19 protein-coding genes and 1 CRISPR repeat array are annotated in these 22,544 nt (G+C 72.7%); of the genes, 12 read left to right on the forward strand and 7 right to left on the reverse strand.

Features of this window, described 5'->3' with window-relative positions; genetic code table 11:
• Positions 1-302: 302 nt before the first annotated feature.
• The gene (locus K377_RS22955) at positions 303-1,226 is read right to left on the reverse strand and encodes a DUF3027 domain-containing protein (protein ID WP_111665358.1); all 924 of its coding nucleotides are present in this window, start codon (positions 1,224-1,226) and stop codon (positions 303-305) included.
• A 339-nt stretch (positions 1,227-1,565) separates the two neighbouring features.
• On the opposite strand from K377_RS22955, the gene K377_RS22965 reads away from it, so the two are divergent.
• From K377_RS22965 to K377_RS22985, 5 genes are all read left to right on the forward strand, one after another.
• A complete protein-coding gene (locus K377_RS22965) occupies positions 1,566-2,909 on the forward strand; it encodes an MFS transporter (protein WP_111665359.1) in 1,344 nt (447 codons plus the stop codon).
• Positions 2,910-3,208: 299 nt separating this feature from the next.
• Positions 3,209-3,685: a DUF2771 domain-containing protein gene (locus tag K377_RS22970; protein WP_111665360.1), complete on the forward strand. Its 477-nt coding sequence runs from the start codon at positions 3,209-3,211 to the stop codon at positions 3,683-3,685.
• Entirely contained in the window at positions 3,655-4,344 is a 690-nt protein-coding gene (locus tag K377_RS22975; RefSeq protein WP_111665361.1) for a futalosine hydrolase, read from the forward strand. Before K377_RS22970 ends, K377_RS22975 begins: the two co-directional genes overlap by 31 nt.
• A complete protein-coding gene (locus tag K377_RS22980) occupies positions 4,341-5,195 on the forward strand; it encodes a 1,4-dihydroxy-6-naphthoate synthase (RefSeq protein WP_111665362.1) in 855 nt (284 codons plus the stop codon). Before K377_RS22975 ends, K377_RS22980 begins: the two co-directional genes overlap by 4 nt.
• A gap of 102 nt (positions 5,196-5,297) precedes the next feature.
• Complete coding sequence (locus K377_RS22985; RefSeq protein ID WP_111665363.1) at positions 5,298-6,053, forward strand: SDR family oxidoreductase; 756 nt, start codon at positions 5,298-5,300, stop codon at positions 6,051-6,053.
• 359 nt (positions 6,054-6,412) lie between these two features.
• On the opposite strand, the gene K377_RS42740 is transcribed toward K377_RS22985, so the two are convergent.
• The gene (locus K377_RS42740) at positions 6,413-6,796 is read right to left on the reverse strand and encodes a cold-shock protein (RefSeq protein WP_018528058.1); all 384 of its coding nucleotides are present in this window, start codon (positions 6,794-6,796) and stop codon (positions 6,413-6,415) included.
• A 129-nt stretch (positions 6,797-6,925) separates the two neighbouring features.
• On the opposite strand from K377_RS42740, the gene K377_RS22995 reads away from it, so the two are divergent.
• Entirely contained in the window at positions 6,926-7,186 is a 261-nt protein-coding gene (locus K377_RS22995) for a hypothetical protein (protein ID WP_111665364.1), read from the forward strand.
• Here the strand turns inward: K377_RS22995 and K377_RS23000 are convergent.
• The gene (locus K377_RS23000; RefSeq protein ID WP_237551645.1) at positions 7,165-7,824 is read right to left on the reverse strand and encodes an HAD family hydrolase; all 660 of its coding nucleotides are present in this window, start codon (positions 7,822-7,824) and stop codon (positions 7,165-7,167) included. The two genes, K377_RS22995 and K377_RS23000, sit on opposite strands and share 22 nt — an antisense overlap.
• Positions 7,825-7,925: 101 nt before the next feature.
• Between K377_RS23000 and K377_RS23005 the strand changes: the two genes are divergently transcribed.
• From K377_RS23005 to K377_RS23020, 4 genes are all read left to right on the forward strand, one after another.
• Positions 7,926-8,930 (forward strand): iron ABC transporter permease, encoded by a 1,005-nt coding sequence (locus K377_RS23005; RefSeq protein WP_111665366.1) that lies wholly within the window; start codon positions 7,926-7,928, stop codon positions 8,928-8,930.
• Positions 8,927-10,009: an iron chelate uptake ABC transporter family permease subunit gene (locus K377_RS23010; RefSeq protein ID WP_111665367.1), complete on the forward strand. Its 1,083-nt coding sequence runs from the start codon at positions 8,927-8,929 to the stop codon at positions 10,007-10,009. The genes K377_RS23005 and K377_RS23010 overlap by 4 nt, the downstream gene beginning before the upstream one ends.
• The gene (locus K377_RS23015) at positions 10,006-10,803 is read left to right on the forward strand and encodes an ABC transporter ATP-binding protein (RefSeq protein ID WP_111665368.1); all 798 of its coding nucleotides are present in this window, start codon (positions 10,006-10,008) and stop codon (positions 10,801-10,803) included. Before K377_RS23010 ends, K377_RS23015 begins: the two co-directional genes overlap by 4 nt.
• 315 nt (positions 10,804-11,118) lie before the next feature.
• Positions 11,119-12,261, forward strand: a complete 1,143-nt coding sequence (locus tag K377_RS23020) for a glycosyltransferase 87 family protein (RefSeq protein ID WP_375605945.1) — start codon at positions 11,119-11,121, stop codon at positions 12,259-12,261.
• Here the strand turns inward: K377_RS23020 and K377_RS23025 are convergent.
• Together K377_RS23025 and K377_RS23030 are read right to left on the reverse strand one after the other, a co-directional pair.
• Complete coding sequence (locus K377_RS23025; protein ID WP_111665528.1) at positions 12,213-13,856, reverse strand: DNA repair helicase XPB; 1,644 nt, start codon at positions 13,854-13,856, stop codon at positions 12,213-12,215. The genes K377_RS23020 and K377_RS23025 overlap by 49 nt on opposite strands.
• A gap of 195 nt (positions 13,857-14,051) precedes the next feature.
• Positions 14,052-16,487, reverse strand: a complete 2,436-nt coding sequence (locus K377_RS23030) for a helicase-associated domain-containing protein (protein WP_111665370.1) — start codon at positions 16,485-16,487, stop codon at positions 14,052-14,054.
• A 142-nt stretch (positions 16,488-16,629) separates the two neighbouring features.
• Here K377_RS23030 and K377_RS23035 point away from each other — a divergent pair, with 142 nt between their 5' ends.
• Positions 16,630-17,667: a hypothetical protein gene (locus K377_RS23035; protein WP_111665371.1), complete on the forward strand. Its 1,038-nt coding sequence runs from the start codon at positions 16,630-16,632 to the stop codon at positions 17,665-17,667.
• 14 nt (positions 17,668-17,681) lie between these two features.
• Here the strand turns inward: K377_RS23035 and K377_RS23040 are convergent, their stop codons facing one another.
• Complete coding sequence (locus K377_RS23040) at positions 17,682-18,650, reverse strand: ABC transporter substrate-binding protein (RefSeq protein WP_111665372.1); 969 nt, start codon at positions 18,648-18,650, stop codon at positions 17,682-17,684.
• 38 nt (positions 18,651-18,688) lie between these two features.
• Positions 18,689-18,911: direct repeats of the CRISPR family, unit length 22 nt; unit sequence TCGCGCAGTTCCCCGCGCCCCT.
• 312 nt (positions 18,912-19,223) lie between these two features.
• Positions 19,224-21,488, reverse strand: coding sequence for a cation-translocating P-type ATPase (locus K377_RS23045; RefSeq protein WP_111665373.1), 2,265 nt, complete (start codon positions 21,486-21,488; stop codon positions 19,224-19,226).
• Between the two features lie 157 nt (positions 21,489-21,645).
• Here K377_RS23045 and K377_RS23050 point away from each other — a divergent pair, with 157 nt between their 5' ends.
• A complete protein-coding gene (locus tag K377_RS23050) occupies positions 21,646-22,515 on the forward strand; it encodes a hypothetical protein (RefSeq protein WP_111665374.1) in 870 nt (289 codons plus the stop codon).
• Positions 22,516-22,544 lie beyond the last annotated feature (29 nt).

A 22,544-nucleotide genomic window follows, 5' to 3' on the forward strand; every position in this document is an offset into this window, starting at 1 on the left:
ACGTCCCCGCCTGCGACCCGGCGGGCGGCTGGTCGCGCAGTTCCCCGCGCCCCTGGGCAGTTCCTCGCCTGCGGGCCGGTGGCCGCTTCCCGCGCCCCTGGGCCGTTCCCCGCCCGCGGGCCGGTGGCCGCTTCTCGCGCCGTTCCCCGCGCCCCTGAAGGCTGCGCTTCGCGCGCCTTCCCCTTGGGGCTGCGGCTTCGCCGTGGCTCTGGCGTTGATGAGATGGCGCACGCAGTGCGCATCTCAGGGGCGCGGGGAACTGCGCGGCCGGCCACGACGAGAGCCGCGGGCCAGGACCGGTGCTATGAGTGGCCCAGGTCGTCGGTGCCGGCCGCGACGGCGTCGACCGAGCCGGAGTCGGCGTCCGGCCGCAGCGGAAGGAGATCGACGACCGTCTCGTCGATCACCGGCTCAGCACGACGCGGAGGCTTCGGCATGACGGCGGCCTCGGAATGCCCCCCGCACCCGTACGACAACGACACGACCCGCCCGTCGGCCGGCGAGAACTCATTGGCGCAGACCCCGAACGCCTGCCCGAGCGATCCCCCGATCGGACAGAGGAACCCGCACGAGACACAGGTAGCCGGCGCCGCCTGCGCCATCGGGGTCTTCGCCCCGAAGCCCTCTTCCCAGCGGTCGGCCGCGACATGCAGCCCGTACCGCGACAGGACACGGGCCCGCCCCAGGCCCAGCTCCTCGGCGACCGAGGAGATCGACCCGCGGGTGGGCACGATCGGCAGCTCGGCGACCGGCCCGTCGGTGAGATCGGCGTCCTCGGCCTCGACCAGCTCGGCCATCTCCTCGGAGACGGGCGAGTTCGGCGCGGGCGCGTCCTCACCGGAGAACCCGGGCTCCAGGCGCAGATCGTCGGACTCGGTGGGCAGCAGGTCCCCCGGACCGAGGTCACCGGGGCGCAGCCGCTCGCTCCACGGCACCCACTCGGGCGCGAGAAGGGCGTCGGGGCCCGGCAGCAGGACGACCTCGTCGAGGGTGACGTACTTGGCACGGGAGGCGCGGGCGACCGTGACGGCCCAGCGCCAGCCCCGGTACCCGAAGTCCTTGCACTCGAAGAGATGCGTGACGACGCGGTCGCCCTCGACGACCGTCTCGACGTGCTCGCCGACCACTCCGGGGGCGGCGGCCTCGTCCGCTGCCGCCCGGGCGATGTCGACCGCCTCGGCGCACAGACGGTCGGGGGTGCGGCTTCGCGTTGTCGCTGCGCTCACAGGTATCGCTTCTCTCCTACGCCGTCTCTCGAGTGCGCCATCCTGTGTGCGGGAGCGCGGACGGAGCGGACCGGAGGGCCGCGTCGACGTCCGCGCCCGACGTTCCGGGCGCACCTACGCCATCCATTCTGCGGGATGGCCGAGAGGCGCGCGGCCGAGAACAACCGCCGCGGGCGCGCTACGCACGCTACCTCCTTCCACGCCCTGCGCCCACACCGACGTACGAGCCGCATGCGCGTATCGGCACTTGTAAGGGCGATGAGGGGGCACTATGACTGGGTGGCTGCCGCAAGGTCGTCGTCCGGTGCGACACGGTACGAATACAGCGATGCGGGCCCGGTGCGCGGGGCCGTACGCAAGGTCGGCCGTGCCCTGAGACTGCCGTTCACGGGCACCGCGCGCGGTATCCGGAAGGCGACACACGCGCACGGCGCGGGCGAGTCGGGCCTCGGAAAACTCATCGAACTCCATGCGGTGAACGGCGCGGGCGACGTCATGATCACCGTCGCGCTGGCCTCCACGGTGTTCTTCTCGGTGCCGACGGACGAGGCGCGCGGCCGGGTGGCCCTGTATCTGGCGATCACCATGGCGCCGTTCACCCTCCTGGCCCCCGTGATCGGACCGCTGCTCGACCGGCTGCCGCACGGACGGCGCGCCGCGATGGCCGGGTCGATGCTGGCCCGGGCGCTGCTCGCCCTGGTGCTGTCCAGTGCCGTGGTGGGCGGGAACCTCCAGCTGTATCCGGCCGCGCTCGGTGTGCTGGTCGCGTCGAAGGCGTACGGGGTGGTGCGCTCGGCCGTGGTGCCGCGGCTGCTGCCGCCCCGGTTCTCCCTGGTGAAGGCCAATTCGCGGGTCACCCTCGCCGGGCTGCTCGCCACCGGTGTGGCGGCGCCGATCGGCGCCGGGCTCCAGGCGATCGGGCCGCGCTGGCCGCTGTTCGGGGCGTTCGTGCTCTACGTCTCCGGGATGTTCCTGTCGTTCTCGATGCCGCGCAAGGTCGACTCGGCGAAGGGCGAGAGCCGGGCGCTGCTCGTCGCCGACGAGGAACATCTGCACGGGCCCGCGAAGCGGCAGCGCAAGCCCGGTCTGCGCACCGTCGGGCCCGCCGTCACCCATGCCCTCGCCGCGAACGCCTCGCTGAAGTGCCTCTCCGGCTTCCTGATCTTCTTCCTCGCCTTCCTGCTGCGCGAGCATCCGATGACCGGGCAGAGCGCGGCCGTGTCGCTGGGGATCGTGGGGGTGGCGGCCGGGGCCGGGAACGCGCTGGGGACGGCCGTCGGGGCCTGGCTCAAGGCGCGGGCGCCCGAGATCATCATCGTGACCGTGGTGGCCGTGGTGCTCGGGGTCGCGGTGCTCTCCGCCGTGTTCTTCGGGGCGCTGATGACGGCGTGTCTGGCGGCCGTGGCCGGGTTCGCGCAGGCCCTGTCGAAACTGTCCCTGGACGCGACGATCCAGCGGGATGTCCCGGAGGCGGTGCGCACCTCCGCCTTCGCTCGCTCCGAGACCCTGTTGCAGGTGGCCTGGGTCCTGGGCGGGGCCATCGGGATCGCGCTGCCGCTGGTCGGAGCGCTGGGTCTCTCCGTCGCCGCCGCCATCGTGGCCCTCGGCTGGCTCACCACAGCCCGAGGCCTCCTCTCCTCAGCCCGCCACACCCACCCCGCACGCCCGTCCCGGGTCGCCTGACGGCCGGTGGCCGCTTCTCGCGCAGTTCCCCGCGCCCCTGGGTAGTCCTCCACGCGCGCCACCGTCGTGGCTGGTCGCGCAGTTCCCCGCGCCCCTGAGATGCGCACTTCGTGCGCCATCTCATCAACGACAGAGGCGCGGCGGAGCCGCAGCTTCAAGGGGAAGGCGCGCGAAGCGCAGCCTTCAGGGGCGCGGGGAACTGCGCGACCAGCCACGACGAAAGCGGCACCCAAGGGCACGGAAACGCCGACACACGCCCCACCCCGAGCGGCAGCGAACCCGCCAGATAGCCTTCCGCCATGACCTCCCAGCGTTTCGCCGCGCGCCACCGCCGCGCCCTGGCCGCCGTCGGTGCCGTAGGCGCCGGACTGCTCGTCCTCTCCGCCTGCGACAAGCCGACCCCGCTGGCCACCGTCACGGTGGACCGCAGCACGGTGAACTCCGAGGCCAGCTGCTACAACGACGGCAAGTCGCTCAAGACCTCCTCCCTCCAGGGCTGCCTGAAGGACAAGGACGCCAAGACGATCAAGGTCGACCCCGACGCGACGGTCCGCTTCGGCGTCGACCCCGAGGTCGCGGACAAGGGCTGGACGATCCTGATGAACGGCCAACCCCTGACCGACTCCAGCAAGAAGACCTACCGCACCATCCCCGGCAACGTGTTCTTCAACCAGCAGTACGGCGCCACCGGCTCGGCCACCACGGTCACGATCCTGGAGGGCGGCAACTCGAAGGCGTACGGCCTGTGGTCGTTCAAGCTCAAGAAGGACTCCTGACGGACACCGCGCACATCCTCGTAGCCACCGCGGTCCCGGCGGAACGGGACGCGGTGGCACGCGGTCTGCACGACGGCGGACCGATCGACGTCGTGGCGGTCGGCGTCGGCCCGGCGGCCGCGGCGGCCGGCACCGCGACCGCCCTGACGAAGGCGGCGCTCGCCGGACACCCGTACACGCTGGTCGTCTCGGCCGGCATCGGCGGCGGCTTCACGGCCCCGCCCGGCGCGGTCCTGGTCGCCGACGCGATCACCGCCGCCGACCTCGGCGCCGAGACCCCCGAGGGCTTCGTACCGGTCACCGAACTCGGTTTCGGCACCGTCACCCACCGTCCGCCGGCTTCCCTCGTACGAGACCTCGCCGCCCGCACCGGAGCGACCGTCGGCACCGTGCTCACCGTCTCCACGGTGACCGGCACCGCCGACCGGGCCGCCCTCCTCGCCCAGCGCCACCCCGGCGCCGTGGCGGAGGCCATGGAGGGCTTCGGGGTCGCCGAGGCGGCGGCCGCGCACGGCGTTCCCGTGGCCGAGATACGTACCGTCTCCAACGCCGTCGGGCCCCGCGACCGCGCCGCCTGGCGCATCGGTGACGCGCTCGCCGCGCTCGCCGACGCGTTCGGGAAGGCGGCGCCCGTACTGGAGAGTTGGAAGAACACATGACTGACAGCACGCGCATCGCGTTCTCGCCCTGCCCGAACGACACCTTCGTCTTCGACGCCTGGGCCCACGGCCGCGTCCCCGGCGCCCCCGCGCTGGACGTGACCTTCGCGGACATCGACATCACCAACGGCGTCGCCGAGCGCCGCGACCCCGCGTTCGACCTCCTGAAGGTCAGCTACGCGGTTCTGCCCTACGTCCTCGACGACTACGCGCTGCTGCCCTGCGGCGGCGCCCTCGGCCGTGGCTGCGGGCCGCTGGTCCTCACGCGGGATGCGGGCGTGGACCTCTCCGACAAGCGCGTCGCGGTGCCGAGCGAGACCTCGACCGCGTATCTGCTCTTCCGGCTGTGGGCGGCCGATGTCGTGCCCGGCGGCGGGGTCGGCGAGATCGTCGTGATGCCGTTCCACGAGATCATGCCCGCCGTGCGCGACGGGAAGGTCGACGCCGGGCTCGTCATCCACGAGGCCCGCTTCACCTACCAGAACTACGGCCTGCACAAGCTCGCCGACATGGGCGAGCACTGGGAGGCCACGACCGGCCTGCCGATCCCCCTCGGCGCGATCATCGCGCGGCGCGACCTCGGCGCCGAGAAGCTGCGCTCGTACGCGGAGGCCGTGCGCACCTCGGTCCGGCTGGCCTGGGAGGCGCCCGAGGCCTCGCGGGCGTACGTCATGGAGCACGCCCAGGAGATGGACCCGGCCGTCGCCGACCAGCACATCGGGCTCTACGTCAACGAGTTCACCGCCGACCTCGGCGACGACGGTTACGCGGCGATCCGCGGGCTGCTCACCCGGGCCGCCGCCGAGGGCCTGGTCCCGGCACTGGCGCCGGACGCACTCTCGTTCCCGTAATTGACCCGGATTTCCGGCCCCTCAATGCACCATGCGGCGGGTCTTTTCGCGCCGTAGATTCGATGACGTACCGAGCGGACGTCACAGAAGAGGGTGCGGAACATGAGCAGAATCGCCGTCGCGGGTGCCACCGGAACGGTCGGCACGAAGATCACCGCCCGGCTCGCGGCGGCGGGTCACACCGTGGTGCCGGTCTCCCGCGCCGCCGGGGTCGACCTGCACACCGGTGCGGGGCTCAAGGAAGCGCTGACCGGGGCGGACGCCGTGATCGACGCGGCGAACGCGTTTCCGTCCGACCCGGACGCCGATGTCGTCGAGGTCGTGGCCGGGGCCACCCGGCTGCTGCTCGACACCGCCCGCGAGCTGGGGGTCGGGCGGTTCGTGCTCGTCTCCATCTGCAACATCGAGAACCCGGTGTTCGACCGGAACCCGTACTACGTCGCCAAGCGGGAGCAGGAGAAGGCGGTGGCGGCGAGCGGGCTGCGCGGGACGGTCGTGAAGACCACGCAGTGGCACGAGTTCGCGACCAATCCCGCCGCCGTCGCCTTCGGCGATTCCGAGGTGACCGTCGGGGACTGGCTGATTCAGCCGGTCGCCGCCGATGCCGTGGCCGATGTCGTGGCCGAGCTGGTCGTCGCCGACGATGCGCCGGAGCTTGTGGAGCTGTCCGGTCCGGAGACCGTCCGTCTCCCTGACCTCACGGCCCGCCTGCTGTCGGTCCGGGGCGACGCCCGCCCGGTCGTCTCCGTCCCCGCGGCGATCCCGGAACTCTCGGAGGGCGTCCAGCTGGCCCCCGCCGGGGCCCGCATCGTGGGCCCGACCATCGAGGAGTGGCTCCGCACCGAGGCCGCCAAGTAAAAGGTCTCGTCTCCGTCTGCGGCCCGGCGGCCTCTTCTCGCGCAGTTCCCCGCGCCCCTGGGTCGTACGTCGGCTGACGGCCGGTGGGGCTTCTCGCGCAGTTCCCCGCGCCCCTGGGTCGTACGTCGGCTGACGGCCGGTGGGGCTTCTCGCGCAGTTCCCCGCGCCCCTGAGGCATGCGCTTCGCGCCGCCTCCCCTTCTGAGGCTGCGGCTCCGCCGCGCCTCTGGTGATGAGATGGCGCACGAAGTGCGCATCTCAGGGGCGCGGGGAACTGCGCGAGAAGCCCCACCGGGCCGCGGGCGAAAGACGACCGAGAAGGAGCCCGGGCAACCCCGACACGGACAGGCCGACCGGAGGTCAGACGTCCAGTTGGTCGGCGACCGCGCGGAGGAGGCCCGCGATTTTGGCGCCGGCGGCCTTGTCGGGGTACCGGCCCCGTTCCAGCATCGGCGTGATGTTCTCCAGCAGCGTCGTCAGATCCTGCACGATCGACGCCAGTTCGTCCGGCTTGCGCCGCTGGGCGGCCGCCACGGACGGCGTCGGATCGAGAATCGTGACCGAGAGCGCCTGATCGCCGCGCTGCCCCGCGACCACCCCGAACTCGACCCGCTGACCGGGCTTGAGGGAGTCGACGCCGGCCGGAAGTACGGAGGAGTGCACGAAGACGTCGCCGCCGTCGTCGCGGGAGAGGAAGCCGAAGCCCTTCTCGCTGTTGAACCACTTGACCTTGCCGGTAGGCACGTGAAGTCCTCGTCCTCGTACTAGAAAGAAAACGCTCTGGACAGCTCTGGACAGCAATACGGCGGGCCGCGACCGACCCGCCGCCACCTAGACTATGGGCCCCTCTGGGCTGGGAACTACCCTGGCTGGGTGCGTGACAAAACCCAACTCAATTCCCGGGCAGCCGTGAGCGGCCCCGGTGACGGCCTCGTGAAAGCGGGCGGCATCGTCTTCGTCGTGGGGGCGATCGCCACCCTGGTCACGATGGCCCCGCTGTTCCTCGGCACCGACCCGTTCCCGTCCGTCGCCTACGCGGTGTGCATGCTGATGGGCGTCGGTTTTCTGCTGGCCGCGGCCGGGGTGCTGCGCGGCATCGCCGTCCAGCGCCGTCAGGCGCGCTCGGCGACGTAGCCCTCCAGCCACGCGGGGAACGCGGTGAGGTCCGGGAGGATCACGTCCGCGCCCGCGGTGCGGAGCGTGTCGGCGTCGCACGGGCCGGTCGGCACCGCCACGGACAGCGCGCCGACGGTGCGTGCGCCGCGTACGTCACCGATGTGGTCGCCGACGTAGACGCTCGCGCCGTGCTCGCGCAGCGCCTCGCCCTTGCCCTCGGCCCACAGGTCGCCGACGACGGCGTCCGCGTCGATGCCCAGGTGCGACAGGTGCAGCTTGGCGTTGGGCTCGTACTTCGCCGTGACGACGATCGCCCGGCCGCCCGCCGCGTGCACGGCGGCGATCGTCTCGTGGACGCCCGGCATCGGCAGCGTCGGCTCGATCGCGTATGTGGGATACATCTCACGGTAGAGCGCGGTCATGGCCGGAATCCGCTCCGCCGGGAACCAGTTCGCCATCTCCTCGGTGAGCGGCGGGCCGAGCCGGGTGACGACCAGGTCGGCGTCGATGTACGCGCCCGTCCGCTCGGCCAGGGCCACCCAGGTCGCGCGGATCCCGGGGCGCGAGTCGATCAGGGTCATGTCGAGGTCGAAGCCGACGACGGGGCCGGACGTGCTGGTGGGGGCGGGGTTCTGGGGATCTGTGAGGGCAGCCATGGGCGCCATTGTGCCCGGGCATACGATGACCTCGCACAGCCCGCACTTAGCCAAGCCTTACCAAGCCTCGTGCTTGATCGAGCCCCTCGGAGAGCACGCCCATGCCCGTCAGACCCGGTGCCGCCAGGGTGGGCGCGCTCGTGGTGGCCGCCGTGGCCCTGGCCCTGGCGGTGCTGCTCAGCCTCGCGGTGGGCGCCCGCGCGATCGCGCCCTCGGACGTGATCGACGCCCTGCTGCACGGCGGGCACAGCGACGCCGCCGAGGTGGTCCGGGGCCTGCGGGTGCCGCGCACCGTGGTCGGCGTGATGGTCGGCGCGGCCCTCGCGCTGGCGGGAACCGTGCTCCAGGGCATCACCCGCAACCCCATCGCCGACCCCGGCATCCTCGGCATCAGCCAGGGCGCCTCGGTCGGCGTCGTGCTCGCCATCGCCTACCTGGGCATCCACACGCTCACCGGGTACGTGTGGTTCGCGTTCGCCGGGGCCGGGATCGCGGCCGTCGCCGTGTACGCGATCGCCGCGTCCGGGCGGGGCGGCGCGACCCCGGTGAAGCTGGCGCTCGGCGGCGCCGCGATCAACGCGCTCCTGGTGTCCGTGACGACGGCCGTGCTGACGACGAAGGCGTCCGCGCTGGACGAGTTCCGGTTCTGGCAGGTCGGTTCGCTGTCCGGCCGGGACGCCGGTCTGATCGGCCAGATCTGGCCGTTCCTGCTGGTCGGCGTGATCCTCGTGCTCTCCGTCGCACGCGGCCTCGACGCGCTCGCACTCGGCGAGGACGTGGCGAAGGGGCTCGGGCAGCGGGTGGCGACCGTACGGATCGTGGGCGGGCTCGGCGCGACGGTGCTGACCGGCGTCGGGGTCGCCGCCGCCGGGCCGATCGCGTTCATCGGGCTCGCCGTGCCGCACATCGCGCGCGCCGTGGTCGGCTCCGACCACCGCTGGCTGCTGCCGATGGCCGCGCTCATCGGGCCCGTGATGCTGCTGGTGTCCGACACGGTGGGCCGGATCGTCTTCCCGCCCAGCGAGGTGCCCGCCGGGGTGATGACGGCGCTGCTCGGGGTGCCGTTCCTGGTGACCCTGGTGCGCCGGAAGGCGGTGCCCGCGTGAGCGCGGTGAAGACCTCCATACGTCCCGCCGGGTACGCCGTGCTGCGGGCGGGCCGGGCCCGGTTCCTCGTTCATCGCAGGGCGAGTGTCGTGGCGGCGGTCTGCGCCGTGCTGCTGGCCGCGTCCTGTGTGGCGTACCTGTGCGTCGGGGAGACGTTCACCAGCCCCGCCGAGGTGTTCAAGGTCCTCACCGGGCAGCCGTCGCCGGACGAGCTGGTCGTCGGCACGCTCCGCGAGCCGCGCATGGTGGTCGGGCTGCTCGTCGGCGCGGCGTTCGGGATCGCGGGCGCGCTGATCCAGACCGTCGCCCGCAACCCCCTCGCGAGCCCCGACATCATCGGCATCAGCCAGGGCGCGAGCGCGGTGACGGTCGCCGCGATGACGTTCGGCCTCACCAGTTACGCGTATCTGCCGTACGTGTCCGTGGCCGGCGGAGTCGTCGCCGCCGCGCTCGTCTACCTGTTCGCGTGGCGGGGCGGCCTGCACGCCACCCGCTTCGTGCTGATCGGCATCGGCTTCGCGATCGCGCTGCGCTCGGTGACGACGCTGTTCATGACCAAGGGCGACTATCTCGTCGCCCAGCAGGCCCAGATCTGGATGACGGGCTCCCTCAACGGGCGCGGCTGGGCCGAGGCGCGCCCGCTCGCCTGGGCGCTCCTCGTCCTGCTGCCCTGCGTCGCGTGGGCGGCCCGCGCGCAGCGCACCGTCTCCCTCGACGACGACACCGCGACCGCGCTCGGGGTGCGGCTGGGCCGTGTGCGGCTCGGGCTCGTCGCGCTGGGCGTCGTACTGGCGTCGCTGGCCACCGGGGCGGCCGGGCCCGTCGACTTCGTGGCGCTGCTCGCCCCGCAGATCGCCCGCCGCGTCACGCGCACGGCGCAGATCCCGCTGGTCACCTCGGCGCTGCTCGGCGCGCTGATCGTCGTCGTCGGGGATCTGCTGGCCCGCCGCCTCTTCTCGCCGACCGAGCTGCCGGTGGGTGTCCTGACGGCGGCCGTCGGCGCCCCCTACTTGATCTGGCTGATCGTCCGCAGCCGTGCTGTCCGCACGAGTTCCGCCCGTTCCGGAGGTACCGCATGAGCCGGCTGACGGCCCGCGATCTGACGCTCGCCTACGACGACCGTGAGGTCGTGCACGAGCTCGATCTCAGCGTGCCCGACGGGCAGGTCACGGTCATCGTGGGGCCCAACGCGTGCGGCAAGTCGACGACGTTGCGGGCGCTCGGGCGGCTCCTCAAGCCGGCCGGCGGGTCCGTGGTGCTCGACGGGCGGGCGCTCGCCGAGCTGCCCACCAAGAAGATCGCCCAGCAGATCGGGCTGCTGCCGCAGACGCCGGTGGCGCCCGAGGCGATCACCGTCGGCGACCTGGTGTCGCGCGGGCGGCAGCCGCATCAGCACTGGTGGCAGCAGTGGTCGGACGCCGACGAGCGCGCTGTCACCGAGGCCATGGAGCGCACCGATGTCGCCGCCCTCGCCGAGCGCAGCGTCGACGAACTCTCCGGGGGCCAGCGGCAGCGCGTCTGGATCGCCATGGCGCTCGCGCAGGAGACCGACATCCTCCTCCTCGACGAGCCGACGACATATCTGGACATCGCGCACCAGGTCGAAGTCCTCGATCTGGTGCGGCAGTTGAACCACGACAAGGGGCGTACGGTCGCGGTCGTCCTCCACGATCTGAACCAGGCCGCGCGCTATGCCGACCACCTGGTCGCGATGAAGTCCGGCCGCATCGTGGCCGAGGGCCCTCCGTCCCAGGTCATCACGGCATCCCTGGTCGAAGAGGTCTTCGGCCTGACCTGCATAGTCATCCCCGACCCGGTAACGGGCTCCCCTCTGATCGTCCCCGCCTCCCCCTGGCACCCCTCCGCAGCTTGAGATCCGCGTCTGCCCCACGAGGCCCGGTGCGACCTGCGGCCCGGTGGCCGCTTCTCGCGCAGTTCCCCGCGCCCCTGAGGCATGCGCTACGCGCAGCCTCCCCTTCAGAGGCTGCGACTCCGCCGCGCCTCTGTCGTTGATGAGATGGCGCACGCAGTGCGCATCTCAGGGGCGCGGGGAACTGCGCGAGAAGCGGCCACCGGGCCGCAGACGAAAGACAACCCGACAGGGGCGCGGGGAACTGCGCGATCAGCCGCGACGCACCCGCGCTCGCCCGCGCACCATCAACCCCCGCAGCACATAGGCTCACCCTCCGTGATTCCCCGCACACACAAAGCAGCCCCCTACCTGCTCCCCGTCACCTCAGCCGCCGCCCTCATCACCCTCTGCCTCACCCAGCACACCCCCATGTCCGACGTCCTGGTCTACCGAGCAGAAGGCGCCGCCGCCGCGGCCGGCGGAAGGCACCTCTACGACTTCACCGTCACGGAGTGGCAACTCCCGGCGACCTACCCCCCGTTCGCCGCGCTGCTCTTCATCCCCACCACCTGGCTCCCCCTCCCCGCCCTGAAGGCCGCCTTCCTCCTGGCCAACATCGCCCTCACCGCGGCCCTGGTCCACCTCTCCTGGCACCGCCTGGCCGGCCTCCCCGCCCGGGCCGGCACCCTCTGCACGGCGACGGCGCTCGCCCTCTGGCTCGAACCCGTCTTCCAGACAGCCGTGTTCGGCCAGATCAACCTCGCCCTGGCCTGCCTGATCCTCTGGGACCTGACCCGCGAGGACGGCGCCCCCGCCAAGGGCCTCGCACTCGGCGTCGCCGCCGGGATCAAGCTGACCCCGGCCGTCTTCATCGCGTACCTGTTCCTGACGGGAAAGCGCCGCGAAGCCACGTACGCGACCGCCGGATTCGCGGGCACGGCGGCCGTCGGCGCGCTCGTACTGCCGTACGCCAGCGGCCAGTTCTGGACCGGAACGCTCTACGAGACCGGCCGGGTCGGCAAGGCGTGGATCGTGGACAACCAGTCGCTCCAAGGGCTCGTCGCCCGCACCCTGCACACCACCGAACCGGGCCTGCTCTGGGCGCTCCCGACGGCCCTCGTGGCGGTCGCCGGGCTGTACGCGGCGACCCGCCTGCCCACCCCGCAGGGCATCGTCGTCACGGCCGTCACCGCGCTCCTCGTCTCCCCGATCAGCTGGTCGCACCACTGGGTGTGGTGCGTGCCGCTGCTCGCGCTGCTGTGGGCGCGCGGACAACGCCGTACGGCCGTGGCGGTGGCCGTCGTCTTCACCGCCCGCACGATGTGGCTGCTGCCGCACCAGGGCGACCTGGACCTGGCCCTGCCCTGGTGGCAGCAGCCGCTCGCGGCGCCGTACCCGCTGCTCGGCCTGGTCCTGATCGCCGCCTGGGGTCAGCTCTCGGCGAGGAGTTCGTCGGCGTCGACGATCCGGTACGCGTAACCCTGCTCGGCCAGGAACCGCTGCCGGTGCGCGGCGAAGTCCTGGTCGATGGTGTCGCGGGCGACGACCGAGTAGAAGCGGGCCTCGTGCCCGTCCGCCTTCGGCCGCAGGACGCGGCCGAGGCGCTGCGCCTCCTCCTGCCGCGAGCCGAACGTGCCCGAGACCTGGATCGCGACCGTCGCCTCCGGCAGGTCGATGGAGAAGTTCGCGACCTTGGACACCACCAGAACGCTGATCTCGCCCTCGCGGAACGCGTCGAACAGCTTCTCGCGCACGGCGTTCGTCGTCTCGCCCTTGATGACGGGGGCGTCGAGGTGGGCGCCCAGTTCGTCGAGCTGGTCGATGTACTGGCCGATGACGAGAGTCTGCTCCCCCGCGTGCTTCTTCACCAGCGCCTCGGTCACCTTGCGCTTGGTGGCCGTCGTCGCGCAGAACCGGTACTTCTCCTCGGCCTCGGCGGTGGCGTACGCGAGCCGCTCGGAGTCGGTGAGATTGACCCGGACCTCGACGCAGTCGGCCGGCGCGATGTAGCCCTGCGCCTCGATCTCCTTCCACGGCGCGTCGAACCGCTTCGGCCCGATCAGCGAGAACACGTCCGACTCACGGCCGTCCTCCCGTACGAGCGTCGCGGTCAGCCCGAGCCGGCGGCGCGCCTGGAGGTCGGCGGTGAACTTGAAGACCGGCGCGGGCAACAGGTGCACCTCGTCGTAGATCACCAGGCCCCAGTCGCGGGAGTCGAACAGCTCCAGGTGCGGGTAGACACCCTTCCGCTTGGTGGTGAGCACCTGGTACGTGGCGATGGTGACCGGCCGGATCTCCTTCTTCGTACCGCTGTACTCGCCGATCTCGTCCTCGGTCAGCGAGGTCCGCTTCACCAGTTCGTGCTTCCACTGGCGGGCCGAGACGGTGTTCGTGACGAGGATCAGCGTGGTCGCCTTCGCCTCGGCCATCGCACCGGCCCCGACCAGCGTCTTTCCGGCGCCGCAGGGCAGCACGACGACTCCGGAGCCGCCGTGCCAGAACCCCTCGACGGCCTGCTTCTGGTACGGCCGCAGCGACCAGCCGTCCTGGTCGAGCTCGATCGCGTGCGCCTCGCCGTCCACGTAACCGGCGAGGTCCTCGGCGGGCCAGCCCAGCTTCAGCAGCGTCTGCTTGATCTGGCCGCGCTCGGAGGGGTGCACGGCGACGGTGTCGGGGTCGATCCGGGCGCCGACCAGCGGCTGGACCCGCTTCGAACGCAGGATCTCCTCCAGGACCGGGCGGTCGGTGGTGGTCAGTACGAGGCCGTGGGCGGGGTGCTTGCTGAGCGTCAGCCGGCCGTAGCGGTCCATGGTCTCGGCGATGTCGACGAGCAGGGCGTGCGGTACGGGGTAGCGGCTGTACTGGACCAGCGCGTCGACGACCTGCTCCGCGTCGTGGCCGGCGGCCCGCGCGTTCCACAGGCCCAGCGGCGTCAGCCGGTACGTGTGGATGTGCTCGGGGGCCCGCTCCAGTTCGGCGAACGGGGCGATCGCCCGGCGGCAGTCGTCGGCCTGCTCGTGGTCGACCTCCAGGAGCAGGGTCTTGTCCGACTGGACAATGAGTGGACCGTTCACGCGCGGCACCCTTTCGGTAGACCAAACATCCAGTGTGCCTCATGCTCCGCACCGGCCGGGATCGTCTCTGGTCGGCGCTGTGGGAGGCGCCGCCGGCCCCAGGGTGGTTCTCTCACGCGCGCCACCGTCGTGGCTGGTCGCGCAGTTCCCCGCGCCCCTGAGGCATGCGCTGCGCGCAGCCTCCCCTGAAGGGGGTCACCCCGCGTCGGGCTCCAGTTCCGCCACGCCCGTGACCCGGTGCAGCGGATAGGTGCGGACCTCGTCCGCCGTGTGGTCGTACGCCGTCACGAACCCGCCCTCGACCCGGATCGGCGCGATGACCCGCTGACTGGCGGAGCCCTCCGCGTTGACGTACCCGATCCACAACGTGTCCCCCGTGAGCACCGCCGCCTGCACCGTGGCGAGGGTGTCGGCGGGGCTGGTGCGAGGGAGTTCGCCGTTGGCGGCCGGGGCCTGCTTGCGCGGGGCCGTCGCCGCGGTGTCCCCCGCGCGGATGGCCCGGATCGCGGCGCCGAGCAGGGTGTCGTCGGGCAGCGGAGGCCCGTCCGGAACCGGCTCGGGAGCCGTGCGCGGCGGCGTCCGGTGGGCATGCGCGCGGGTGATCAGGACATCGCCCTCGGCGGTCTCGGCGGCCGGCGCGAACCCCATCGCGCGCAGCCCTTCGAGGAGCGTGCCGGGATCGGCCTGGGTGGCGAGGACGGTCGGGGCGAGGCGGCGCAGGCGCAGGCCCGCCGACCGCTTGTCGGCGAGGATCTCGCCGAGCACGGCGTCGTCGTCACAGCGCACGTAGGCGGAGGCCGCCCCGATGCGCAGATGCCCGTGCCGCCGGGCCACGTCGTCGATCAGGTACGCGAGGGGCTGCGGAACCGGCGTACGGGAGTGCGCGGCCAGGAAGGCGTGCAGGTCGGTGGCGGTGCGCCCGGCGTCGAGCGCACGCCGTACCGAGCCCGGCGTGAACCGGTAGACGGTCGCGCCGCCCTTGGACTCGACATCGGCGAGCACGGCCAGCGCCTCGCCGAGCGGCCGCTCCAGCGGTCCGGGGGCGACCGCCGTCAGGTCGGCCTGGAGGAGTACGTGGTCCAGCGGCTCGGGCAGCAGCGGTGCCAGCAGCTTCTCGGCGCGGGCGACGGCCACGGCCGACTCGGCCGAGGCGTCCGGCGCCGCGGAGTGCGCGGACAGCAGCGCCCGGCCGTGCGCGGAGAGCGCCCCGCGCCCGGTGAACCCGAGCAGTTCGGCCTCCGCGAGCGTCCAGCGGGCCAGCCGGGTGCGCAGGTCGAGCGTGGCGGGCGACGGGCGCTCCCAGGTCAGCCGGGCCGTGACCGACTCGGGGTCGGGTTCGGCGCCGTCCGGGAGCGAGGCGAGCAGCCCGAGGACGTGGCGGCGCACCTCGGGCGCCGCCGACCGGTCCAGGTGCGGGCCGAGCGCGGACAGCGTGCGGTCCTTGCCGTCCCTGCCGCCGACCAGGCCCGAGGTGCGGGTCGCCGCGAGCCAGGCCGTGGCGAGCCGGGTCCAGCGCTCGACCGGGGGCCGCTCCAGCCACTCGTCGTACGCGGGGGTCGCCGCGTACCGCTCGTCGGCCTCGCCGTCGGACGCCAGCAGCCCGGCGGCGTAGGCGAGTTCGACCCAGAAGGCGGCCGTCTGCTCGTCGGTGTCGAGGGCGGCCCCGGTGCGCTTGAGGTCGCGCACGCTCAGTCCGCCCGCGCGCAGCACGGCCGGGCCTCCCTCGTCCCAGTCCTTCAGGAGTTCCTCGACGGTGTCGAGCGCGGTGTACGCCTGCGCCGCCGCGGTCGCGTCCACAACCTGTGGACGGTGCTCGGTGCGCGCCGCGACCTCGGGCGGCAGCGGCTCCAGGGTGCGGTGGGCCCGCCCGCCGCGCAGGTGCAGCGCGGCCTCGCGGGGCAGCACGACGGTGCCGGGGTTAGTCGGCACCAGCAGCGCCCGGTCGAGCAGCCAGCGCAGGTGGGCCGCGGGCCGGGCGGTGACCTGCCCGTACGGGGGTCCCCACACGAGTCGGTTCAGTACGTCGATGGCCTCGGCGGGCGCGTCGTCGAGCAGCGCCGACATCCGCTCGGGGTCGGTGAACAGCGCGGTCAGCGCGGCGAGCGCCGACACCGGGTCGTGGGTGCTCGGCAGTCCGGCGGCCGCCACGATCTCCTGGACGCGGCCCGGCGACATCCCGGCAGTGGCCTCGGCGACGGTCGGCCCGAGACCGGTGGGCGAGGGGTGCTGCGGGGTCGGCACGAGCAGTTCGCGGGCCGTGCGCACCAGCCGCAGCTGGTCGTCGCCGCCCCAGACGAGCGCCTGCTCGCGCAGGGTCGCCACGGCGCGCGGCAGCGCCTCCTCGGTGTCCGGCCCCGGCAGCAGGGCGGCGAGTCCGTCGTACGTCGCCGGTTCCGGGGCCACCGCGAGGGCCTGCGCCACCTGCTGGGTGAAGCGGTCCAGGCGGTCGAGGGCGCGGATCACCGAGGCGCGGGTGCCCGCGCGGGTCGCGAGCTGGGTGAGGTCGTTCGGCACCGGGCCGAGCAGGTCGGGGCGGGCGCGCAGGAGGCGGGCCAGGGAGGTGTCGTCCCTGCCGCGCAGTGCCTCCGCCAGGGAGCGGGGTGCCGCCGGGGTCTGCTCGTTGGGGCTCATCCAACCCACGGTAGCGGTGAATCGAGCCTCTCCGGCGTTTGAGGAGCGGGGGCCGGGGCGCCGCCCCGCAACCCGCACCCGTGCGAACGGGGCATTCGCGATACCGTCGGACCATCAACGGGTACGCCCCGGAGGGGACTTCGTGGGGATCGAGAGTGATCAGCTCGTCTTCGACTATCTGAGCCGGGTCGGAGACCTGGCCCAGCAGCGCCAGCTGCCGTCCGCGACACGGATGCGCCTGGTCACGGAGTTGCGGGGGGAGATCGACCGGCGGCGCGCGAAGACGACCGTCGACAGTCCGGCCGCCGTGCGCCGCATCCTGGAGCACCTGGGTTCCCCGGACCGGATAGTGACGGGCGCGCAGGAGGGCGGGTCCGGCGCGGCCGACCCGGCGGCGCCGCTCGTCCGGCCGGTGCCCGAGCAGCCCACCGGCAAGGCGGACCGGACCGGCGGCCTGCGCCGCAGGGTGCCGCGCCCCCGCCGTGCGTCGGCGCCCGAACCGGCCGTCCCCGACGACGTGCCCTCACCTCCGCACCTGGCCGGATCGGACGAGCTGGGCGTGTCCGGCGACGTCACCGACTGGTGGCGGATGGGCGACGGCGCCTCCGGCTCGCTCACCGACATCGACAGCGTGCCCGGGTTCGTCGGCGGGGTGGAGATCCCCGACATGCTCAAGCCGCCGAAGGCCCGGGAAAACGGCCCGGATCTGCGCAAGCGCCCGTCGGTACCGGTGGAGGACGACGAGCCGGAGGACGAGAAGGGCGCGGAGCCGGCGGGGCCGGGCAAGGGCGACCGGGCGAAGGGCGTGCGCCGGCTGCGGCGCACCGTCGTCCCGTCCGGCGGCCTGACCAATCCCTTCCTGCTGCTGTCCGCCGCCGCGCTGGTCGTCGGCGCGGTTCTCGGCAACATTCTTGTCCTGCTGGCCGGCTGGGCCGTCGTCTTCCTCTCGCGCCGGCTGACCGACTTCCAGAAGAAGGTGGCGGTGTTCGGCCTGCCCGGCCTGGCCGTCGCGGGCGGTGTCGTCTGGCTGTGGGGGCGCAGTGCCGGGAAATGGGGCGCGGGCATCGCGGAGGGGCAGATGAGCGGCGCGTTCCAGGAGACCTGGCCGTGGGTGCTGCGGTGCGCGGCGATCGCCTCCGCGCTGTATCTGCTGTGGCGGTCACAGCGCACCCGCTTCTGACGGCGGCTACGTGGCTACGTGGCGAGATCGGACTGCAACTCGCCGAGGATCCGACCGGCGGCCGTGTACCCGATGCCCTGGATCCACAACTCGTCGTCCACCTGGAACACCTTGCCGTCCCGTACAGCCTTCAGCTTCCGCCACAGGCCGCTCGTGGTGGTCTCGGTGACCTTCGCCTTGTTCGGACTGCCGTACGTGGACGTGAAGATGACGTCCGCGTCGGCCTTGTCGATCTGCTCGGGGCTCACGTCGTAGGTGAACCCGTCCTTGGCCTTGTCGGTGATCGCGGGGCGGCCGATGCCGACCTCGGCGAGGATCGTGCCGATGTAGTTCTTCTTGCCGTAGATCCGGATGTCGGCGCCTTCGACGAACCGTACGACGTTGACGTCGACGCCCGCCGCCTTCTCCTTGCCGCCGAGCGCTTCGGTGACGGCGGCGACCCGCTTCTCGTACGTCTTGACGGCCGCCCGCGCCTGCGCCTTTCTCCCCAACGCGTCCGCGTGCACGAGGAAGTTCTGCTTCCAGGGGTAGCCGGTCGTCTCCGTGAGCACGGTCGGGGCGATGGCGCTGAGCTGTTGGTACCGCTGGCCGTCGCGGACCTTGTTGCTGAGGATGAGGTCCGGTTTCAGCGCGGCGATCTTCTCCAGGCCGGGGTTGGCGATCTCGCCGACCTCGGTGATGCCGTCGGTCTTCTCCTTGGGGAGGTACGAGAGGAAGGCGTCCTCCGCGCCGGCTCGCGTGGCGCCCACCGGGGTGACGCCGAGAGTGATCGCGGAGTCGAGCTCGGCCGTGTCCAGGACGACGACGCGCTTGGGGTGGTCCTTGACCTTTACGTCGCCCATCGCGGTCTTGACGGTGTGCGTACCGGAGCCGGTGCCGGGCTCGGCGCCGTCCTTCTCCGTTCCGCCGGAGGTGCAGGCCGTCAGGGTCAGGGCGAGGGTGACGAGGGTGAGGGGGCCGTGGCGGGGGCGCGGTGCGATCACGGAGTGCCTTTCATTCGTCGGGTCAGCGCCCTTGAGTCTGGCCGCTGCCACAGTTCCCCGCGCCCCAAAATCCACATCCCACCCGCGCCTCTCGCGTCGAACGTCGACTGCCGCCCGGCTTCTCGCGCAGTTCCCCGCGCCCCTGGGTGGTCTTTCGGGTGCGCCACCGTCGTGGCTGATCGCGCAGTTCCCCGCGCCCCTAAAACCAGTTCGTCACGCGCGCCTCTCGTCGTGGCTGGTCGCGCAGTTCCCCGCGCCCCTGAGATGCGCACTTCGTGCGCCATCTCATCAAAGGCGCGCCACCGCTGCCCCCATCGGGAGGCGCGCGGAGCGCAGCCTCAAGGGGAGGCTGCGCGCAGCGCATGCCTCAGGGGCGCGGGGAACTGCGCGACCAGCCACGACGGTGGCGCGCGTGAAGAACGACCTAGGGGCGCGGGGAACTGCGCGAGAAGCGGCCACCGGGCCGCACCCGAAGAACCACCCAGGGGCGCGGGGAACTGCGCGCCCAGCCACGACGGTGGCGCGCACGAAAAACGACCCAGGGGCGCGGCCGCCCCCCGCCGGACCCGCGCTCTAGAAGCCGGCCCTGAAGCGGCGCAGGCGGAGGCTGTTGGCGACCACGAAGGCCGAGGAGAAGGCCATGGCGGCACCGGCGATCATGGGATTCAGGAGCCCCGCCGCGGCGAGCGGCAACGCGGCCACGTTGTAGGCGAACGCCCAGAACAGATTCGAGCGGATCGTGCCGAGCGTGCGCCGGGCAAGCCGAATCGCGTCGGCCGCCGACCGCAGATCCCCCCGTACGAGCGTCAGGTCACCGGCCTCGATGGCGGCATCGGTCCCGGTCCCCATGGCGAGCCCCAGATCGGCCTGCGCCAGCGCGGCGGCATCGTTCACCCCGTCGCCGACCATGGCCACCGAACGGCCCTCCCCCTGAAGCCGCTTGACGACGTCGACCTTGTCCTGGGGCAGCACCTCGGCGATGACGTCGGCGGGGTCGGTGATCCCGACCTCGGCGGCGACGGCACGGGCGACGGCGGCGTTGTCACCGGTCAGCAGAACGGGCCGCAGCCCCAGTTCCCGCAGCCGCCGCACGGCCTCCGCACTGGTCTCCTTGACGGCGTCGGCGACTTCGAGCACGGCGCGGGCGGCCCCGTCCCAGGCCACCGCGATCACGGTCCGCCCGGCCCGCTCGGCGTCCGCCTTGGCGCGTGCCAGATCCTCGGGAAGCCCGATCTCCCACTCGCGCAGCAACTGCTCACGGCCGACCAGCACCGCGTGCCCGTCGACGACACCCTGCACGCCGAGCCCGGCGACGTTCGCGAAGTCCTCGGGGACGGGCAGCGGGCCCACGCGCTCGGCGGCACCGGCGGCCACGGCGCGCGCGATCGGGTGCTCGGAGCTGTGCTCCAGGGCGCCCGCGAGGCGCAGCACCTCGTCCTCGGTCACCCCGTCGGCGACCTGCGTGGCGAGCAGCGTCATGCGGCCCGTCGTCACGGTGCCGGTCTTGTCGAGGACGATCGTGTCGACCCGGCGGGTGGTCTCCAGGACCTCGGGGCCCTTGATGAGGATGCCGAGCTGGGCGCCGCGCCCGGTGCCGACCATGAGCGCGGTCGGGGTGGCGAGCCCGAGGGCGCACGGGCAGGCGATGATCAGGACGGCGACGGCGGCGGTGAAGGCGGCCGTCCACCCCGCGCCGTTGCCGAGCCAGAAGCCCAGCGTGGCGAGGGCGAGGGCGATGACGACCGGGACGAACACCCCGGAGATCCGGTCGGCGAGCCGCTGGGCTGCGGCCTTGCCGTTCTGCGCGTCCTCGACCATGCGGGCCATGCGGGCGAGCTGGGTGTCGGAGCCGACCCGGGTGGCCTCGACGACGAGCCGTCCCCCGGCGTTGAGCGTGGCGCCGGTGACGGTGTCGCCGACGGCGACCTCGACCGGCACGGACTCGCCGGTGAGCATGGAGGCGTCCACGGCGGAGGACCCCTCGACGACCGTGCCGTCGGTGGCGATCTTCTCGCCGGGCCGCACCAGGAACCGGTCCCCGGCCTTCAACTCCCCGATCGGAACGGTCGTTTCACGCCCGCCGTCCCGCAGCACGGTGACGTCCTTGGCGCCGAGTTCGAGCAGGGCCCGCAGCGCGGCGCCCGCCTTCCGCTTGGAACGGGCCTCGAAGTAGCGGCCCGCGAGGATGAACGCGGTGACGCCGGCGGCGGCCTCCAGATAGATGTTCCCCGCGCCGTCGCCGCGCCCGATGGTCAGCTCGAAGGGGTGCGTCATGCCGGGCGTGCCCGCAGTGCCGAAGAACAGGGCCCACAGCGACCACAGGAACGCGGCCGAGGTACCCAGCGAGATCAGGGTGTCCATCGTCGCGGCGCCGTGCCGCGCGTTCGTGAAGGCGGCCCGGTGGAACGGCCAGGCCGCGTACGTCACGACGGGCGCGGCGAGCGTCAGGGACAGCCACTGCCAGTACTCGAACTGGAGGGCCGGGATCATCGCCATCGCCACGACGGGCGCGGCGAGCACGACGGCGGTGACGAGCCGCTGGCGCAGCGGCCGCAGCTCGTCGTCGGCCGCCGCCCCGGCGTCCTCGGCCGGTTCGGCGGCGGGCGGCTCGGGCTCCTGCGCCGTGTAGCCCGTAGCCTCGACCTTCGCGATCAGATCGGCGACGGACACCCCGTCCGCGTAGCTGACCTGCGCCTTCTCGGTCGCGTAGTTGACGGTCGCCTCGACGCCGTCCATCCGGTTCAGCTTCTTCTCGATCCGGGCGGCGCACGACGCGCAGGTCATGCCACCGATGGCGAGTTCCACCCGGGCGGGCGGGGCGACGGTGTGCGCCGACATGCTGCCTCCTTCGGTCGGGGCTCCGGGACGAGTACCCCTCACTATGATCCATGTATACCCCTAGGGGGTACCTGAAGCAACCCTGGATCCGCCTTGACAGGATACCCCCCACGGGTATGGTCAGAGAAATCAGCCCCCCCTCAGCGAGGAGCCCGCCATGCACACCGGACTGAAGATCGCCGCCGTCGCGGCCGCGGCAGCCGCCACGTTCGGCACCGCGTACGGGGTGGGCAGCGGGGTCGCTCCCGTGATCACGGAGAACGCGCGGGAGCGGCAGCCCGCGCACGAGACACACGACACCGGCCGGGCCGAGACCGAGACCGCGGCCGAGACCGTTCCCGGCGGGCTCCAGGTCTCCGACCGCGGCTACACCCTCGACCTGGAACGCGACCGCCTCCCCGGTCCTGCCGGCGAACTCCGCTTCACCATCCGCACCGGCGGCAGGCCCCTGACCTCGTACGAGACCGAGCACGGCAAGGAACTGCACCTGATCGTCGCCTCGCGCGACCTGACGGCGTACCGCCATCTGCATCCGGTGCGCGCGGCCGACGGCACCTGGTCGACGCCCGTCTCACTGCCCAAGGCCGGCGACTACCGGGTCTTCGCCGACTTCACCCCGCGCGGCGCGACGGAGGGCCTGACGCTCGGCGCCGGGCTGGGCGTCGCGGGGACGTACGCGCCCGCGCCGTTGCCGGAGCACTCCACGACGGCGCGCGTCGCGGGCGGTTACGAGGTCCGGGTGGACGGCACACTGGCGGCGGGCGCGGCCCGCGAGCTGACCCTGACCGTGACGAAGAACGGCAGGCCCGTCACCGATCTGGACCCCTACCTCGGCGCGTACGGGCACTTGGTCGCGCTGCGCGCGGGCGACCTGGCCTACCTTCACGTACATCCGCACGACGGCGGGCCGGGGCCGGAGGTTTCCTTCACCGCGACCGCGCCCAGCGCCGGGACGTACCGGCTCTTCCTCGATTTCAAGCACGACGGCGAGGTCAGGACGGCTGCGTTCACGGTGCACGCGGCGTAGGCTGAGCGGGACATTGGACTAGACCTATT

The sequence above is a fragment of the Streptomyces sp. PsTaAH-137 genome, from assembly GCF_003259365.1.
Classification (GTDB): Bacteria; Actinomycetota; Actinomycetes; order Streptomycetales; family Streptomycetaceae; genus Streptomyces.

Coding starts and splice junctions, on each gene's coding strand:
- K377_RS23050 (WP_111665374.1), top strand. CDS start 21,646: ATGCACACCGGACTGAAGATCGCCGCCGTCGCGGCCGCGGCAGCCGCC.
- K377_RS23030 (WP_111665370.1), bottom strand. CDS start 16,487: ATGAGCCCCAACGAGCAGACCCCGGCGGCACCCCGCTCCCTGGCGGAG.
- K377_RS23000 (WP_237551645.1), bottom strand. CDS start 7,824: ATGGCTGCCCTCACAGATCCCCAGAACCCCGCCCCCACCAGCACGTCC.
- K377_RS22980 (WP_111665362.1), top strand. CDS start 4,341: ATGACTGACAGCACGCGCATCGCGTTCTCGCCCTGCCCGAACGACACC.
- K377_RS23005 (WP_111665366.1), top strand. CDS start 7,926: ATGCCCGTCAGACCCGGTGCCGCCAGGGTGGGCGCGCTCGTGGTGGCC.
- K377_RS22970 (WP_111665360.1), top strand. CDS start 3,209: ATGACCTCCCAGCGTTTCGCCGCGCGCCACCGCCGCGCCCTGGCCGCC.
- K377_RS22985 (WP_111665363.1), top strand. CDS start 5,298: ATGAGCAGAATCGCCGTCGCGGGTGCCACCGGAACGGTCGGCACGAAG.
- K377_RS23015 (WP_111665368.1), top strand. CDS start 10,006: ATGAGCCGGCTGACGGCCCGCGATCTGACGCTCGCCTACGACGACCGT.
- K377_RS23045 (WP_111665373.1), bottom strand. CDS start 21,488: ATGTCGGCGCACACCGTCGCCCCGCCCGCCCGGGTGGAACTCGCCATC.